The following is a 14998-nucleotide window of genomic DNA, read 5'->3' as shown; positions in this document are numbered from 1 at the left end:
ATTTAGACTTGTTCTAAATCTATATACAATATAACATGAATTTATGCTTTTTGCAACGATTACGACGATTTTGTTGCTGCAAATTCTAGCATAACTTTCTGTTATACTCCTATTATTTGTGTCACATTGGAGCATAAGCACCTATATTGACACAAATCACATCGTTACGGCATAAAAAATCACATGAAATACAAAGGTTAAACCTAGGTAGTTTCCGCTTGCGCCGCCTTGCCTTTTCCGCTCCGGAAGATCGCCCGCATCTCGTCGCGTTTAGACTTCGGACTAAGCACGTAGACTGTATCTCCTGCCTGAATGACGGTATTGCCATGCGGAGTGACGATATTCTTATCCCGTATGATCGCCGTGAAGAGAATATCATCAGGCAGCCCCAGCTCTGCAATCTGCATCCCGGCAATCGGCATAGAAGGCTGTATTCCAATATGATTGAATTCCGAGTCCGTCTTGCCAAGGGCTACAAGTTCCATGAGAGAAGGTTGCCCCGCTTCTTCCCGCCCGACCAGCTTCAGTCTGGAAGCGAGCGGTGAAATCGTCGTCCCCTGAATAACAGCCGATGTAAGGACGACGAAGAAGACGACATTAAAGAACAGCCTTCCCTGCGGAAGACCCGCCAGCAGCGGATAGGTGGCCAGTACAATCGGCACGGCGCCGCGAAGACCAGCCCACGAGATCAGTGTTTTTTCCCGGAAAGAGAATTTGGCAAAGAGCAGGCTTATAAATACCCCGACTGGCCGAGCAATTACCATTAGGATGACAGACAGCAGCAGCCCGTCCCAAGCGATATTTGCAAGCTCCTGCGGGAACACCAGCAGCCCCAGCAGAATGAACATAGCAATCTGCATCATCCAGGCAAAGCCGTGATTGAAATTCATGATGGTGCGGTGATACATCAGTTCGGAATTCCCCAGCGTCAGGCCAATTACATAGACGGCAAGCAGTCCGCTGCCGTGAACCATGGCTGTAAGGCCATAAGTCAGTACGGCAAACCCTATAGCCATTACCGGATACAGACCGGTGGAATCCAAGTTGATTCTGTTGATCAGATATACGGCCAGCTTGCCGATAATGATCCCCAGCAGCAGGCCAATCCCCATTTCCCATACAAAGGACAGCAGCAGGCTCCAGATGGCTGTATCGGGATGCTGAATCCATTCGATTAGTGATACGGTCAGAAATACGGCCATCGGATCATTGCTCCCAGACTCAGCCTCCAGTGTGGAGGTCAACCTTTTGTCGATATTTTTGCCGCCCAGAACAGAGAATACGGCGGCTGCGTCCGTTGAACCGACAATCGCTCCGAACAGCAGGCTTTCCGCCCAAGGCACTCCCAGTATGAATTTGGCAAAAACGCCTACTATGGCTGTAGTCAGCAGCACGCCCACCGTAGCCAAGGACAGCGCCGGCGCCATTATCGGCCGGATATCCTTCATGCTGGTCTGCATCCCGCCTTCAAACAGAATCACGACCAGTGCAAAAATGCCGGCAATCTGGGTCAGGGATGCATTGTTAAAATAGACAAAATGGCTGAGTACCATCCCCACTGCAATAAATAATACGAGCGCCGGCATGCCGAACCGTGTAGAGAATTTTGTGGAAAGCACTCCTACAAGCAGCAGCACCGCCAGCAGCATAATAATCTGATCTGCAAGATGAGTCATCGTTTACTTCGCACCCTTCTGATATTGAAATCAAGCAGACGTTACCGCTCCTTGTGTTATTCACGTTATTAACCTCAAAAGTCTTTTCTTGAGTCAGCTGCGGTAAAGACTGCCGGGTGCCCCGCTCTGGTCATCTACACTTCCACACTGAATTTATAATGCTCAAACGGCTGCACATCATACATTTCTTCTATTATCTACATAACAAAAGCCTGACCATGGAAGGTCAGGCTTACGACTCATTTAACATTAACTATTATATTTCAAACTCCTCCGTTGAATCTGAAAGGCCGCCATTCTGCATCCCCTTGTTATTTGCCACGGCAAGAATATACAGTTTATATTTTTTGCCTTTAATGATGGGACTACCGTTGACGTCTGTTGTTGATGCTGTAATTACCGGATTCGTTCCGTTAGGAATGATGGACTTGTAAGAGGAAGAGGTCACCCCAAGTGCATCACCCAAGCCAAAACCCTGCTTGGCCGGAACTACTAATACCCGGTATTCAGAAATATTGGTCTCATTGGACGATTTGTTGAAGCGGGCCAGTATTCTGCTGTCATTCACTTGATACGTGACGTTGGTTACGGAAACCACAGGGGTTTTGGACGACAACGTAATGTCCGAGGATGCCTGGGACAAGACATTAGAACCTGAATAATTCCCACTGCCAACAGATAATACATACACTTTATAAGTGGTTCCCTCTTTAATCCAATTGCCGCGCACATCTCTGGAGGATGAATTTAAAATTTGACTGGTGCTATTATCAGATGTGCTCACCGCTGTATAGTTGGAGCTGGATATACGATTGGCTTCGGATACGCTGAAGTTGCTGTAATATGAGGTTGGCACCACCATGATCAGATATTTGCTGATGTACCTTTCGTCCGCAGCATGATTAAAGGATACTTTCATATCCCGGCCATCACCATTGTCACTAACGTCGCTTACGGTTAGATTAGAAACGGCTCCCATACTGAAGTCAGTCAGCAGCGTAATAACCGATGAAGCGCTGGAAAGCACATTTGCACTTGAGTTGCTTCCAACCGATAACACGTATACTTGATAACCCGTTCCATTTTTGATCAAATTACCCCGTACGTCTCTGGTTGATGAGGTCAGGATTTGATTGGTGCTGCTTCCTGATGTACTCACCGCTGTATAATTGGAGCTGGATACATTATTCGCTTCAGATACGCTGAAGCCGCTGTAATAAGCCGTAGGTACGACCATAATCCGATACTGGTTAATATTAGCTTCGGCTGTGGGATGGACAAAGGACACTTTCATATCCCGGCCGTCTCCATAGTCATTAACATCACTAACGATGAAGCTAGAGATTCCTGTAGTGGACAACGTAATCGCAGATGACGCAGGAGATAGTACTTGATTGGCCGCATTCCTGCTATCTACCGCCATAACAAACACCCGGTAGCTCACACCCGGCTTTATAAGGGCTCCATCGACATCCCTGGATCCTGAAGCCAAGACCTGAGAAAGATTATTTCCCGTCTTGCTGACTTGGGTGTAGTTAGAACTGGAAACTGCGTTTGCTGCCGCCACATTGAAATTGGTATAGTTCGCTGCTTTGACTACAAATATCCGGTAGGAATTGACCTTCGATTCATCCGGCAACTTGTTGAAGCTGACAGACAAATCCCGTCCATCCCCATTATCCCCGACATCATTCACTTGTATGTTGGTTGGTGCGGATACAATATTATTCACCAACGTAAGTGTTGCTGAACTATTCGAAAGGGCACTGATATTATTCCCTTTGCCTACTGCCAAAACATAAGCAATATACGGCTGATTGACTTTAATTAATTCACCGCTGATATCCCTCGACCCAGCGTTCAGTTTAAACGCAGGATTAGCTCCGGTAGACAATACAGTAGAATAATTGGACGGTGCGATCTGTTGGGCGGATGACAAGTTTAATGTGTTCCCCGCTTTCACAATCAATACCCTGTAATGATCAACAATGGACTCATCTGCCGCCCGGACGAAGCTGACCTGCAGATCACGTCCGTCACCGCTATCACTCACATCCTGCAGGACTACATTGGATGCCGGACTTACGGTTCCACCTTTACCTCCAGAAGTCGTTATGGACACGGTCCTTGCTTTGGAATTCCATACCACTTCCTGACCCAGAGCTTCGCTGACGAACCGTGTCGGAACCAGCGTTCTGCCCTTCAAACTTTGACCAGGCACATCGAGGATAACAGACTTATTGTTAATCGTGGCAAGTGTCGAGCCAAGCTTCAATATAATCGTTGTACCCTCTTTGGTTGCTGTTACTGTTTTTGTCTGCTTATTCCACGTGGTGGTGGCATCAAAGGCTTCAAAAATGGCCCGTAACGGCACCAGCGTTCGTCCACGCACCGATATAGGGGGTTGATCAGTAGGTAAGGGAACACCGTCAATCACAATTTTGATAGGTGCAGCTGCCTGAGCCGGGGACTGCAGCAGCATCGGAAACACCAGCAACCCCGCTAAAATCGAAATCCATAACTTCTTCACAAGCTCACCCTCCTGGATAATAAATAAAATTCCATTTTCTTGACTATCCCTTTGACGCATCAACCGGTCTAAAAGTTTCTCGATTTACTGGTTACAATAAATTAATCCAATTTCCATTCCCAGGCTAAATAAGAAGGGATATGGAAACACAAAAAAATCCCCGCCACACCTACGGCAGGGATTCATTTCGTGATCCGGCTGGAACGCCCCTTGCAAAGCTACACGACTTCCGGAATTTCAAACGGCTCCTGGAGCGAAGGCCGGCCTACCGGGTAATACCCGAAGCCCAGTCCGCTTACCTGCTGTTCCGAGAAGGCGTTTCTGCCATCAATGAGGACGGTGCCGCTCATGGCTGCTTTTACCCCGGCCAGATTGATCTCTTTAAACTGCTTCCACTCTGTCAGCAGGCACAACGCGTCGCTGTCCTTCGCAGCTTCCAGCGCCGAGCTGCACCACTGAATCCCGGAATGATTCCGCAGCCGCCGGAAATTATCCATAGCCACCGGGTCGTATACCTTAGGAGTGGCGCCAAGCTGAATGAGCCTGTCGACGATCTCCAGTGCAGGAGCCTCCCGGACATCATCGGTTTCCGGCTTGAAGGCCAGCCCCCACAGCGCAATGGTTCTGCCTTCCAGGCTGCCCAGTGCCTGATGTAGCTTGCTGATGACACTATAGCGCTGTTCTTTATTGACTTCCACTACTGATTTCAGCAGCTTGAAATCATAATGCACATTGCCTGCGATTTGGATCAGCGCCGTTGTATCCTTGGGGAAGCAGGAGCCGCCATAGCCAATACCCGCTCCCAGAAACGAGGGCCCGATTCGTGTATCCAGTCCCATTCCCTTGGCTACCTCCGTGACATCTGCCTTTACCTTCTCGCAAATGTTGGCGATCTCGTTGATAAATGAAATTTTGGTAGCCAGAAAAGCATTGGAGGCGTATTTAATCATCTCCGCACTGCGGATGTCTGTGATCAATATTCTGGTGTTCAGCGGCTCATGCAGTCCGCTCAGCAGCTTGGAAGCACGCTGGCTGTCCGTCCCGATAATAATACGGTCCGGAGCCAGCGTATCCCGGATAGCCGTTCCTTCACGCAGGAATTCCGGAAGCGAAGCAATATCGAACGGCCCTTCGTATAACTCGCTCAGCAGCTCACGGACTCTGTCATTGGTGCCTACCGGCACGGTGCTCTTCACGCAGACTACTTTATAACCGTTCATGGCCGCGCCGATCTCCCTTACGGCCGCATCGACGAACCGCAGATCTGCTTCACCGCTCGGCAGCGAAGGCGTTCCTACTGCTATAATCACCAGCTCTGCATCGGACACTGCACCGGACAAGTCAGTCGTGAAGCGGAGCCGGCCCGCATCCATATTGGTGCAGGACATCTCCCCAAGCCCCGGCTCATAAATCGGAATGCCGCCACTCAGAAGCAGCTCAATTTTCTCCGCATCCTTATCGACACAATACACCTGATGCCCAAGCTCTGCATAGCATACACCTGACACCAAACCGACATACCCTGTTCCTATCACAGTAATGTTCATGTCTCTGCTCCTCATCAAAGTTTTGTGAGCTTAAATAGAAGAACTTATCCCCTGGCGATATCGCCGAGAGCGATCCTCGCCTCCCGCTGCTCCGCCTGTTTGGCAAGTGCCGCCTGCCTGGACAAGGCATGAAGAACCAGCGCAAAGCTGCAGACAAATCTTGTCCCCATCCCGATGCAAATACTCCATGCTGCTCCTGCCGCTCCATACCCGGGAATCAGCAGGATGGAACCTGCCAGAACCGTTATACAGGTCAGCAGAAATACCGGGATTTGCAGTTTAATATAACGGGAGACGGTTAAAGCTGCACTGAGGCAGCCTGTCATATACCAGATCGTACTTGCCAGCATAATAATAATGAAGACATTGTTATACGCGGCATAATCGGAGCTGTATAGCAGGCTGAGCAGAAACTCTCCCATGAAATAGGCAGCGGAAAGACCCGCAAGTCCGAGCAGCAGACACAGGCCCATGATCTGCAGTAGCAGCCTTTTGAACCCTTGCAGGTTGTCCCGGAAGTAGCGCGACAGCCTCGGACTCGACGCCTGCGTCATTGCATTGACAAAGGTGCCTCCCGCCATCATGATGTAGGCGATCGCAGAATAGTAGCCCAGGGCTTCCTCACCGCCGATATGCTGGAGAAAATAGCGGGGGATACTGCTGTTCAGGAAATCCAGCGCCGCGGTAATGCCCAGCGGCAGTACAAGCAGGAGCAGGCCTTTCAGAGTGGCCCGCTCCCCTCTTCCCAGAACGCTCCTGAAGCTGGACAGGCGGCCATTTGCTGTTCGCGCTGCCACCCTGATCCCCAGCACAGCCGCTCCGTTCTTCATGTCGTAGAACAAGAGTATCCCTAGCCAGGCAAGCGCAAGCGCTAAAGCTCCGGCGGCAATGCTTTGGGTCAGATAGACGCTTATCCCAAGCACAAGGACAGAGGACAACCCTTTTAGAATCATGGATTTCCCGACATACTCCATCTTTTCATTCCGCTGGAATAATCCGAAATAAATATCCGAGACGGATTCGACCATTTTGGCTGCGCAGACGAACCAGACTACAAGAAGTGTATTCAGGGATAGCGGAATGAATGCAGTAACAGCGAGAATGAGGAGGAATACGGCCGTCATCGACAGCAGCCTGAGTGTTAAATATTGCTGGAAGGAATACTGGTTGTTGGCATCGGTAGCCTGGAAATCACGAAGCTGGAAATTTGCAAACAGAATGACCGGAGCCGTAATTGACAGAGCCAGCACATACTGGCCGACCATGGCCGGGCTTCCGAGCTTCGCCAGCAAAACCACCATCCCCCATTGGGATAACGAATAAATTAAATTTCCGGTGAACAGCCACGAAAAGTTTTTGCCGGAGGCCTTCTTCATCATTCTCATTGCTACTCTCCTTTAATGGTGCAGCCTTTCAGCTCGTGAATCGTTCTTTGAAATACACGGCGGGAAATCCGACATGAACCTGGTTCGCGGGAATATCTTTCATCACGGTGCTCCTTGCCCCTGCGACCCCCATTTCATAGATTGTTACTCCGGGGTATACAAAGACATGGCTAGCCACCCATGCTCCGTCTTTCAGCTCTATCGGTTTCGTAATGAGACCGAAATGGGGATCATTCAGCTTATGGCTGCCTGTACACAAATAGGCGTTCTGGGAGATCACACAATGGTCGCCGATCACGATGCTGTCCAGACTGTACAGCTCCGCATGGTCTCCAATCCAGGAATAATCACCGATCTTGACCTTCCAGGGATACGTGAACTTCGCCGAAGGCCTTATCCTTACCCCTTTGCCTACCTGTGCGCCGAACAGACGCAGCAAAGCGCTGCGGAAGCCGTGCATATTGTGCAGCGACACTCTGAACACGGTTGCCTGTATCAGCCACCACAGCATGACTACTGCGCCGCTTCTCCCTCTAACGAACCAGGATTGATCATACTTCGCTAAGTTCATCTTCATTGTTCAGACCTCATCCATAATTAGTTCCAACCGTTTTAGATAGTCTGCTTCCTTATACCTGCGTAGAATCTTACTCCGGTTCTCATCAGCCATTTGCTTCATTCCGCTCCGGTCCTGAAGCAGTCCGGCGATAACTCCGGCAATCGCCTCCGGCGACTGCGGTTCGATCAGAAAGCCGTTCTCCTCGGATACGATGTCGGGAATACCGGCATGTTTCGTCGAGATAATGGCCAGTCCGTTGCCCATTGCCTCAATTATGGAGATCGGCTGCCCTTCATTGGGATAATAGGTTGGAAGCGCAAAGATATCGCAGCGCTCCAGCAGCCGTTTCTTGCGCTCCCCGGTTACCACGCCATGATAAGACACTTTATCCTGCAGCCCGTTCTGCTGAATGTAGGCCTGGAACTCCTCCTCATCCTCCCGATTGAAGAAGCTGCCGGCAAAATGAAAATGAATGTCCCGGTCTTTCAGCCGTTCCGCTGCCATCAACAGATCGAAGTATCCCTTGCTCTTAATGAAATTGCTCAGGTATACCACCTCAAGCGGCTTACCGGTTTCCATCAGCCTGAAGATTTTGCTCTCGTATTCCCATGAGGTTAAGAGCTGGCTGTCCTCAATGCAGTTCTCGCAAATTCTGATTTTCCCGGCATCGACAATCCCGGCAAACAGGCATTCCAGACTTTTGCTGAGGACAATCATCACATCCACTTTCGCGAGCAGCTTCTTGTTGATGGCCCGCTGCAGGGGATTAAACTGGCTGTACAGCTGTCTGAAGTAGCCGCCGTGATAATGAATGACCACTTTTTTGCCCTTCCTGAACAGATTGGCCAGAATAAACATATCCCGCAGATTGCCCCACTTGGATTGTGAAATGGTAAAGTAAAAAATATCTGTGTCCTGGCGGTTGATCATGCTCATATGAGCAGCAACTTTCTTATTGTCCTTGATATCCACATGGGTAAGTTCGTATTTTTCGTTAAAAAGCCGGGAATTCAGAAGTGTCTCGAGTGCTTTGGACAATCCGTGCACAGGCGGGGGAAATTGGCCGATAATGCAGATTTTCTTCATTATGATCACCTTCATTGTCACTTGGGATAATGTTCTGACCTCCGCAGCTGGACCCACGGGCCCGAATGCATCTTAGCCATCTTTCTTTTATTCTCTGTGCTCTCTGCCTTGCCAATCCGCAGCCGGGACACCTCCTCGCTCTGCAGAATAGCCACCCAAAAGAGCACCTGGATGAAGGCAAAAGAATCAAATTGCAGAAGCGAATACAACAGCAGGACGACCATCAGCTTCGGGAAATTACCCTTGTGGCTGAGCCTTACTAAAGAGAGCAATAAAAAAATCAGCATAATCCCCAGCAGGCCGAACTCCGACAGCAGCCGGGTGTACATGTTATATTGCGGGAGGGTCAGATTGTATTTAGCTTCCCTAAGCTCCTCGTTCTCTTCAAGGGTGTCAACGGGAATATGGTCCAAATTATGCATAAAGCCGTAATAGTAATTCCCCATTCCATACCCGAACCACGGCTTATCGAGAAAGGATCGAAAACCCAGGCTGGAGTAAGTGCTTCTGATGCTGAATGAATTATCTTCCGTAATACTGGCAGGATCCTCGTAGATATGCAGAATACGATAGTAATGATCGGATTTTAATTGAAAGAGATTGTTAACAAAGACGATATTCAGCAGAACAGCAGCAGCCGCAAGGTACATCATAAACTTCATGAATAACATCAGGAACTTTTCAGGCTTGCTGGTAATAATGACATACACGACCACAAAAAACAGCAGATCCAAATAGTAACGGATAGACAAGGAGAGCAGCGATAACGGGATAAAGATCCATAACAGCACTTTGTCGGATTTCGTTAAATAATTGTATTTCTTCAGGATAAGATAGGCCGGGAACAGCAGCAGATTGGTATGAAGCCCGATGTAGGATGGCTCCGAGAATGTAAAATGCAGCCGTCCTGCGGTGACGTAAGAATCCCTCTGGACGAAAAAACCGATTACACTGCTTAGCGCGCCGCTATGAAAGGCATACATATATACAAGCTGGAGCAGACCGATTATGACGGCCAGCCAATATCCTCTGAACATCCAGCGGAACAAGGTCAGGAATGAATCCTTGCGGTGTTCGCTCGAATGCACATATATTCTGAAGCTCAGATAGATGATGATGCCGGCGGCCAGAGAAACCACTGCATCCTGAAGCCCCGCAAAGGAGTAATTGTTCTGCAGGCCCAGGATTGCGGAGATCAGGACTGCCGATACCAGAACGATAAAGATCCAGATCTCCTTTCTCTGGAACTTCATCCGGATCAGTACCGGAATCTTGAGTACACAATACAGCACGATAAAAATCAGAGAAACCGGCTTGTATGCTCCGCCGAACATATAGGGGAAATTGTCCAGCGGGAGCAATGCAAAAGCGAGATAAATGAAAGCATTCATAGCTATTCTCCTGTACTCTTCTTCTAGTAGATAAAGCGGCCGGCATTTCTGCGGTTGACGTTGCTCAGAACGGCCCCAAGAACCCGGGCCTTAACCAGCGCCAGACTCTCTCTGGCCTTAAGCGCAGCGCCATTCTTCACCTTGCCCGGCTTGACTACCAGCAGGACGCCGTCACACTGGGCCGCAATGATCTGGGCATCGCTGTAGGTCAGCAGTGCAGGGGTATCAATCAGGATAAGATCGAACTTCCCGCTAAGCTCAGCCAGCAAATCTTTCATCCGCGGCGAGGTCAGCAGCTCCGCTGGGTTGCCTGAGAGGGGGCCGGCCGGGAGCAGCGCCAATGTTCCGTCAAGCACGGGCACAAGCACATCCTCCAGCAGAGCCTGGCCATTTAGAACCGCGCTGATTCCCGGGTTTTGCTCTACATTAAATATGGAGTGCTGGGACGGGCTGCGCAGGTCCGCATCAATCAGCAGCACTTTTTTCCGGCACTGCGCGTAAGCCATCGACAGGTTGGCGGCAGTCGTGCTTTTGCCCTCGCCGCTTAATGCCGAAGTAATCATGAGCGTCCGGATGCCTTCATCCTGGTGCGAATAATCAAGAGTAGTCCGCAGCTTGCGGTAGGCCTCGGCAGCCGGGGAATCCAGACTGGGATCCGCAATCAGATAATGCTTAGACTTCGAACGTGACATTCTTCTTCCTCCTCGTCGGCTTGGCTGTATTTCTCGGGGCTGCCACCCGGTCCCGCTGGGTAATCGCCGGGACTGCCGAATACGTAGAGAGACCCAGCACATCGCGGATATCCGCTTCCGTCTTGATCGTATCGTCCAGGTAATCGAGCAAGAACATAAGTCCCGTTCCGATCATCAGGGACAGGACGAGCCCGATAATCATATTGAGCAGAGGCTGTGGTGATGTAGGATCTGGAGTATCCGCCGGATTGGCTTCACTGAGGACGCTGATATTATCTATTTTCATCACCTTGGGCACTTCTGACTGGAATATGGCAGCCACTGCATTCACAATTGCAGCTGCCTGAGCGTAAGAAGTATCCACTGTCTCCAGGGACATCACCTGGGATTCCTCGACGGCGGATACAGTTACCTTCTTCAGCATTTCATCGGATGTGAGGCCAAGCTGAGGATACTGCTGGACGACCAGATTCATGATCCTCGGCGACATGATGATCTCCTTGTAGGTCGCTATCAGCCGGATGTTGGAGTTGATGGTGCTTAGATCCAGCTTGCCGCCAAGCAGCTCAACCTCCTGCTTGGGGGTTACAATAAGCTTCGTTGACGCCGTATACTGCTTCTCGGTGTATTCATACGTGTATATTCCCGTGGCGGTAGTAATCACAACAACAAGCAGGACCAGCAGCCATAATCGCTTTCGGATTACGGTCCAATACTGTTTTAACTCCACTCGAATTCCTCCATTCGAATTATTAGATCGAATAAACAAATGATAATTATTCAATACGCGACCCGAAAAACATAAACTATTGCTTTAACCCGTTTCCACGCCTCTTTACATGCCCATTTTCAACATTCCGCAATTTCAGACAGTCCTTAAGGCCCTCAAGAAAAGCTTCAATAAGAGTATTTGTCGACTCAATTATATTCGTTTCGAATAACATTGTAAACAAATAAAAATTTTCAGTTTTACAGCATGCTTTCAAGCATGAACAGTACGTCGGATCGTATGGCTGCAAGCTTCCGCCTGCTGGTAAGGCTGTCAGAAGCATGGCTGCCGAGGAAGAGCTGAATGCCCGGCTGTGCAGATACCGGCCGCAGACCATACCAGGACCCGTCCTCCATTATAAATTTGAGCGCGTCATACCGCGGCATATCCAGCGCTAAATGTTTGCCTTTGGCCAGTTGGATATGCTCCCGGGCCCGGAAGTCGTACAACTGCTCAACCTTTAATCCGCCCACTACTCTTAACGCATCCTTGCTCAGCCGCCCCATGATAAAGCTTACCCTCTGCCGGCCTTCAAGCCCCCGGTATGTAAGCTCTATCCTGTCATCTGAGAACCAGCCGTGCTCCGCATACAATTCCAGCAGCTCTTTGCCAAGTGTTCTGCCCCTGGACTTAAAATAGGCTGACATCTCGGCAATCAGCACAGCATACTGAATGGCATCACTGCCAGCAATGGAGCCCCCGACCGCAAATCCGCCGTCCTCATCGTAACCGAACAGAAAAGGGAGATTGCCCGAGCGGCAAAATTTCCCCAGCGATGCCCCTCCGCCAAAACCTCCGGTAACATTGATCGTCTTAATCCCCTCTTTTCGGGCAATAGCCGAGGCAAGATCACTTGTAAAAAAAGACTTAAGCAGCACTCCACCGGCAGTGCTCCCCCCCCTGTTGTTCTTTTGCCGCAAAAGATAGTGGAGAAGAAGCGCCGCCGTTTCACTGTGGCTTAATACAAGATACTTGCCCATTTCCGTCTTAATGGACAAGGCCAGCTCACTATACTGCGGGTTGAACGCCAGAATCATATCGGCATTCATCTCCGCAGCCGCCTCATTCGCCAGCCGCCAATCGTACAGCTCAAAGTATTGGGAGGACGACTTCGCGCTCTGCAGCCTCGGGTCCTGAACGACATGTACAGAGGTAAAGCCGGAACGCAGAAGCGTGCTGCGCAGCAGTCCTGCCTCCCCCTGCCCCGGCTGGATATAAAGGATACGCACAGAAGCGCCCATGATTTGATTGATTTCCCGGGAGACCGGAATCCGGTCCACATCTTCCAGATAGGCGCTGGCGACTTCCTCCCCGGTAAAGACGAGGCGGCCCGTACGGGCCGCCTCCTCTACATTCATCAATCCGATATGAAGCCCATCCTCCCACTGCTCCATGTAACGGGCCAAGCGCAGATTGGTTTCCGTCTCTACCGGCATTCCATGCTCATCATAAAGGGTACAGCCGCTGTAGCTAGAGGCCTCCCCCCCGCTCGACATGAGCAGACCTCCGGCAGCATGTAAATACCGTACGGCGAAGGCCAGTTCACCTGCGGGAGAAGGCTGGCGGAACAGATAACATTTCACCTCATGATTCGCCAGAACGAGCGCCGCCTGCTCCGCAAGCCCTTTGGAAAAGGAAGTTGAATCATAGCCGATGGCTATGCCTCTCTGCCCGGCGGCAAAACCGCGGCTCTTAATCTCCTCAGCCAGTCCCCGGCAGACGCGGCGGATCGTAAATATATTCATCCGGTTCGTTCCAACCCCGGTAATTCCGTAAATGCCGTGATCCTCAAGCTGCAAATCCTGATAGAAGCGGTCGATAATTTCCGCAGACTTCAGCTCATTCAGCTCTTTGCTGAGATAAGCGGGCAGCTCTGCATTTTTCCAGCGGTTATAACGCCTCTGAACGATTTCCTCCAGCTGATCGGCGATTGCATGCATGTGTTGGCCTCCTTTGGGTTAGGATGATTCGGCTATTCAGGAGGTTTTGAAGCAGTGCTGTGACATCTCATCCCATGTAGGGTACAGCTCGAGCATCCGGTTAGGTTCCCGTACCTGCCCGCTTTGGACCACTATCATCTCCAGGTCGGCAGAAGCTCTGAGCGTATGCAATGTCTTCATCGGAATATGCAGAACATTGCCCGGGCCGATAAGCATGAAATTCCCGTTCTGCACAAACTCTGCCTCTCCCTTAATAATGGTCCAAACCTCTTCCCGGCTGGTGTGCATCCGGTAACTGAGGCTTTTGCCGCCAAGAATGCATACCCGTTTGGTAACGGCACAGCGTCCGTCCTCATACGACTGGTCATCCAGTATTCTCACCCAGCCCCATTGACGCTCTTCATACATCGGTCCCTGATTATAATCAATGTAGTCCTTGATTCTCGGGCTTTCGCTCTTGTCTGTGACCAGAATCCCGTCCGGGCTCACCGCCACGACAATATCGGATAAACCGATAATGGATACAGGGATATCAATCTCATTGATCAAATGGGTGTTGCTGCAATCCCCGCTGATCGTCCCTCTGCCAATTTGTTTGTTCTTCATCTCTTCTGTAAGAGTGTTCCACGTCCCGAGATCCTTCCAGTAGCCTTCATAGGGAACCACAGTGATATGGGCTGCCTTCTCTACCACTTCATAATCAAAGCTGATCTTGGGCAGCTGGTCATATTGCTCCGACAGCTCCTCATAGTTCACAGGCAAGCCTTGCCCGCTCAATATATCGATAAGATAGCCGAGCCTAAAGGCAAACACTCCGCAGTTCCACAGGGCGCCCTGGGCAATCAGGTTTTTAGCCTCCTCTTCCTGCGGTTTCTCACGGAAATGGCTGACTTTCAGGCTGCCGCCGGAGGAATCCGCACAACTTTCAGGGATGATATAGCCGTATTTGGAAGAGGGATACGTGGGCTGCACGCCGATCAGTGCAAGATCCGCTCCCGTTGCCGACACAACCTCTTCCAACTGCTTGACGGTATCAAAAAAGCGGTTTTCCACAAAAGGGTCCACCGGCAGAATGGCGATCACTTCATCCGGATCTACTCCGATGAAGGAATACAGATAGGCCGCTGTAAGCGCGATGGCCGGGAAGGTATCCCTGCGTTCCGGCTCGATGATCAGAGGCACATGCTGGCCGAGCTGGCTGTGCATCATTTCAATCTGCGATTTCCCCGTAGCTACAAACGTGGATGCACCCAGTCCGCTGCGCTCGATCTGCCCCCATACCCGCTGGACCATGGAGACCATTTCCTTCTCTTCATTCTCCAGTACTTTGAGAAACTGCTTGGAGCGGGAATCGTTGGATAACGGCCACAATCTTTTTCCGGAACCCCCGGACAATAACACCAGCTTCATGAATTCCCCCACC

At 50.4% G+C, this 14998-nt stretch carries 11 protein-coding genes; all 11 read right to left on the bottom strand.

Annotated elements, in window-relative coordinates:
• Positions 1-203: 203 nt before the first annotated feature.
• The 11 genes from AC3WT9_RS26165 to AC3WT9_RS26115 all read right to left on the bottom strand — a co-directional run bounded on the left by AC3WT9_RS26165 (position 204) and on the right by AC3WT9_RS26115 (position 14985).
• Positions 204-1676, bottom strand: a complete 1473-nt coding sequence (locus AC3WT9_RS26165) for a potassium/proton antiporter (protein WP_341090083.1) — start codon at positions 1674-1676, stop codon at positions 204-206.
• 256 nt (positions 1677-1932) lie between these two features.
• On the bottom strand, positions 1933-4206 hold the full coding sequence (locus AC3WT9_RS26160) for a copper amine oxidase N-terminal domain-containing protein (protein ID WP_341377442.1): 2274 nt from the start codon (positions 4204-4206) through the stop codon (positions 1933-1935).
• A gap of 218 nt (positions 4207-4424) precedes the next feature.
• Entirely contained in the window at positions 4425-5753 is a 1329-nt protein-coding gene (locus tag AC3WT9_RS26155; protein WP_341090079.1) for a UDP-glucose dehydrogenase family protein, read from the bottom strand.
• A 44-nt stretch (positions 5754-5797) separates the two neighbouring features.
• Positions 5798-7138, bottom strand: coding sequence for a lipopolysaccharide biosynthesis protein (locus AC3WT9_RS26150; protein WP_341377440.1), 1341 nt, complete (start codon positions 7136-7138; stop codon positions 5798-5800).
• 28 nt (positions 7139-7166) lie between these two features.
• Entirely contained in the window at positions 7167-7715 is a 549-nt protein-coding gene (locus AC3WT9_RS26145) for a WcaF family extracellular polysaccharide biosynthesis acetyltransferase (protein WP_038586568.1), read from the bottom strand.
• 3 nt (positions 7716-7718) lie between these two features.
• A complete protein-coding gene (locus AC3WT9_RS26140) occupies positions 7719-8783 on the bottom strand; it encodes a glycosyltransferase family 4 protein (protein WP_341377438.1) in 1065 nt (354 codons plus the stop codon).
• 17 nt (positions 8784-8800) lie between these two features.
• Positions 8801-10174: an O-antigen ligase family protein gene (locus AC3WT9_RS26135; protein WP_341090073.1), complete on the bottom strand. Its 1374-nt coding sequence runs from the start codon at positions 10172-10174 to the stop codon at positions 8801-8803.
• A gap of 23 nt (positions 10175-10197) precedes the next feature.
• Positions 10198-10866, bottom strand: coding sequence for a CpsD/CapB family tyrosine-protein kinase (locus AC3WT9_RS26130; protein ID WP_341090072.1), 669 nt, complete (start codon positions 10864-10866; stop codon positions 10198-10200).
• A complete protein-coding gene (locus tag AC3WT9_RS26125; RefSeq protein ID WP_038586558.1) occupies positions 10847-11596 on the bottom strand; it encodes a YveK family protein in 750 nt (249 codons plus the stop codon). The genes AC3WT9_RS26130 and AC3WT9_RS26125 overlap by 20 nt, the downstream gene beginning before the upstream one ends.
• Before the next feature lie 239 nt (positions 11597-11835).
• Positions 11836-13575 (bottom strand): phosphohexomutase domain-containing protein, encoded by a 1740-nt coding sequence (locus AC3WT9_RS26120; RefSeq protein ID WP_341377436.1) that lies wholly within the window; start codon positions 13573-13575, stop codon positions 11836-11838.
• 36 nt (positions 13576-13611) lie between these two features.
• Positions 13612-14985 carry a sugar phosphate nucleotidyltransferase gene (locus tag AC3WT9_RS26115; protein ID WP_341090069.1) on the bottom strand — a complete coding sequence of 458 codons (1374 nt, stop codon included), beginning with the start codon at positions 14983-14985 and terminating at the stop codon, positions 13612-13614.
• Positions 14986-14998 lie beyond the last annotated feature (13 nt).

The organism is Paenibacillus sp. EB106-06-01-XG199 (genome assembly GCF_058791575.1).
The sequence above is the reverse complement of the archived record's forward strand: the minus strand, read 5'-3'. Positions and strand labels throughout refer to the sequence as shown.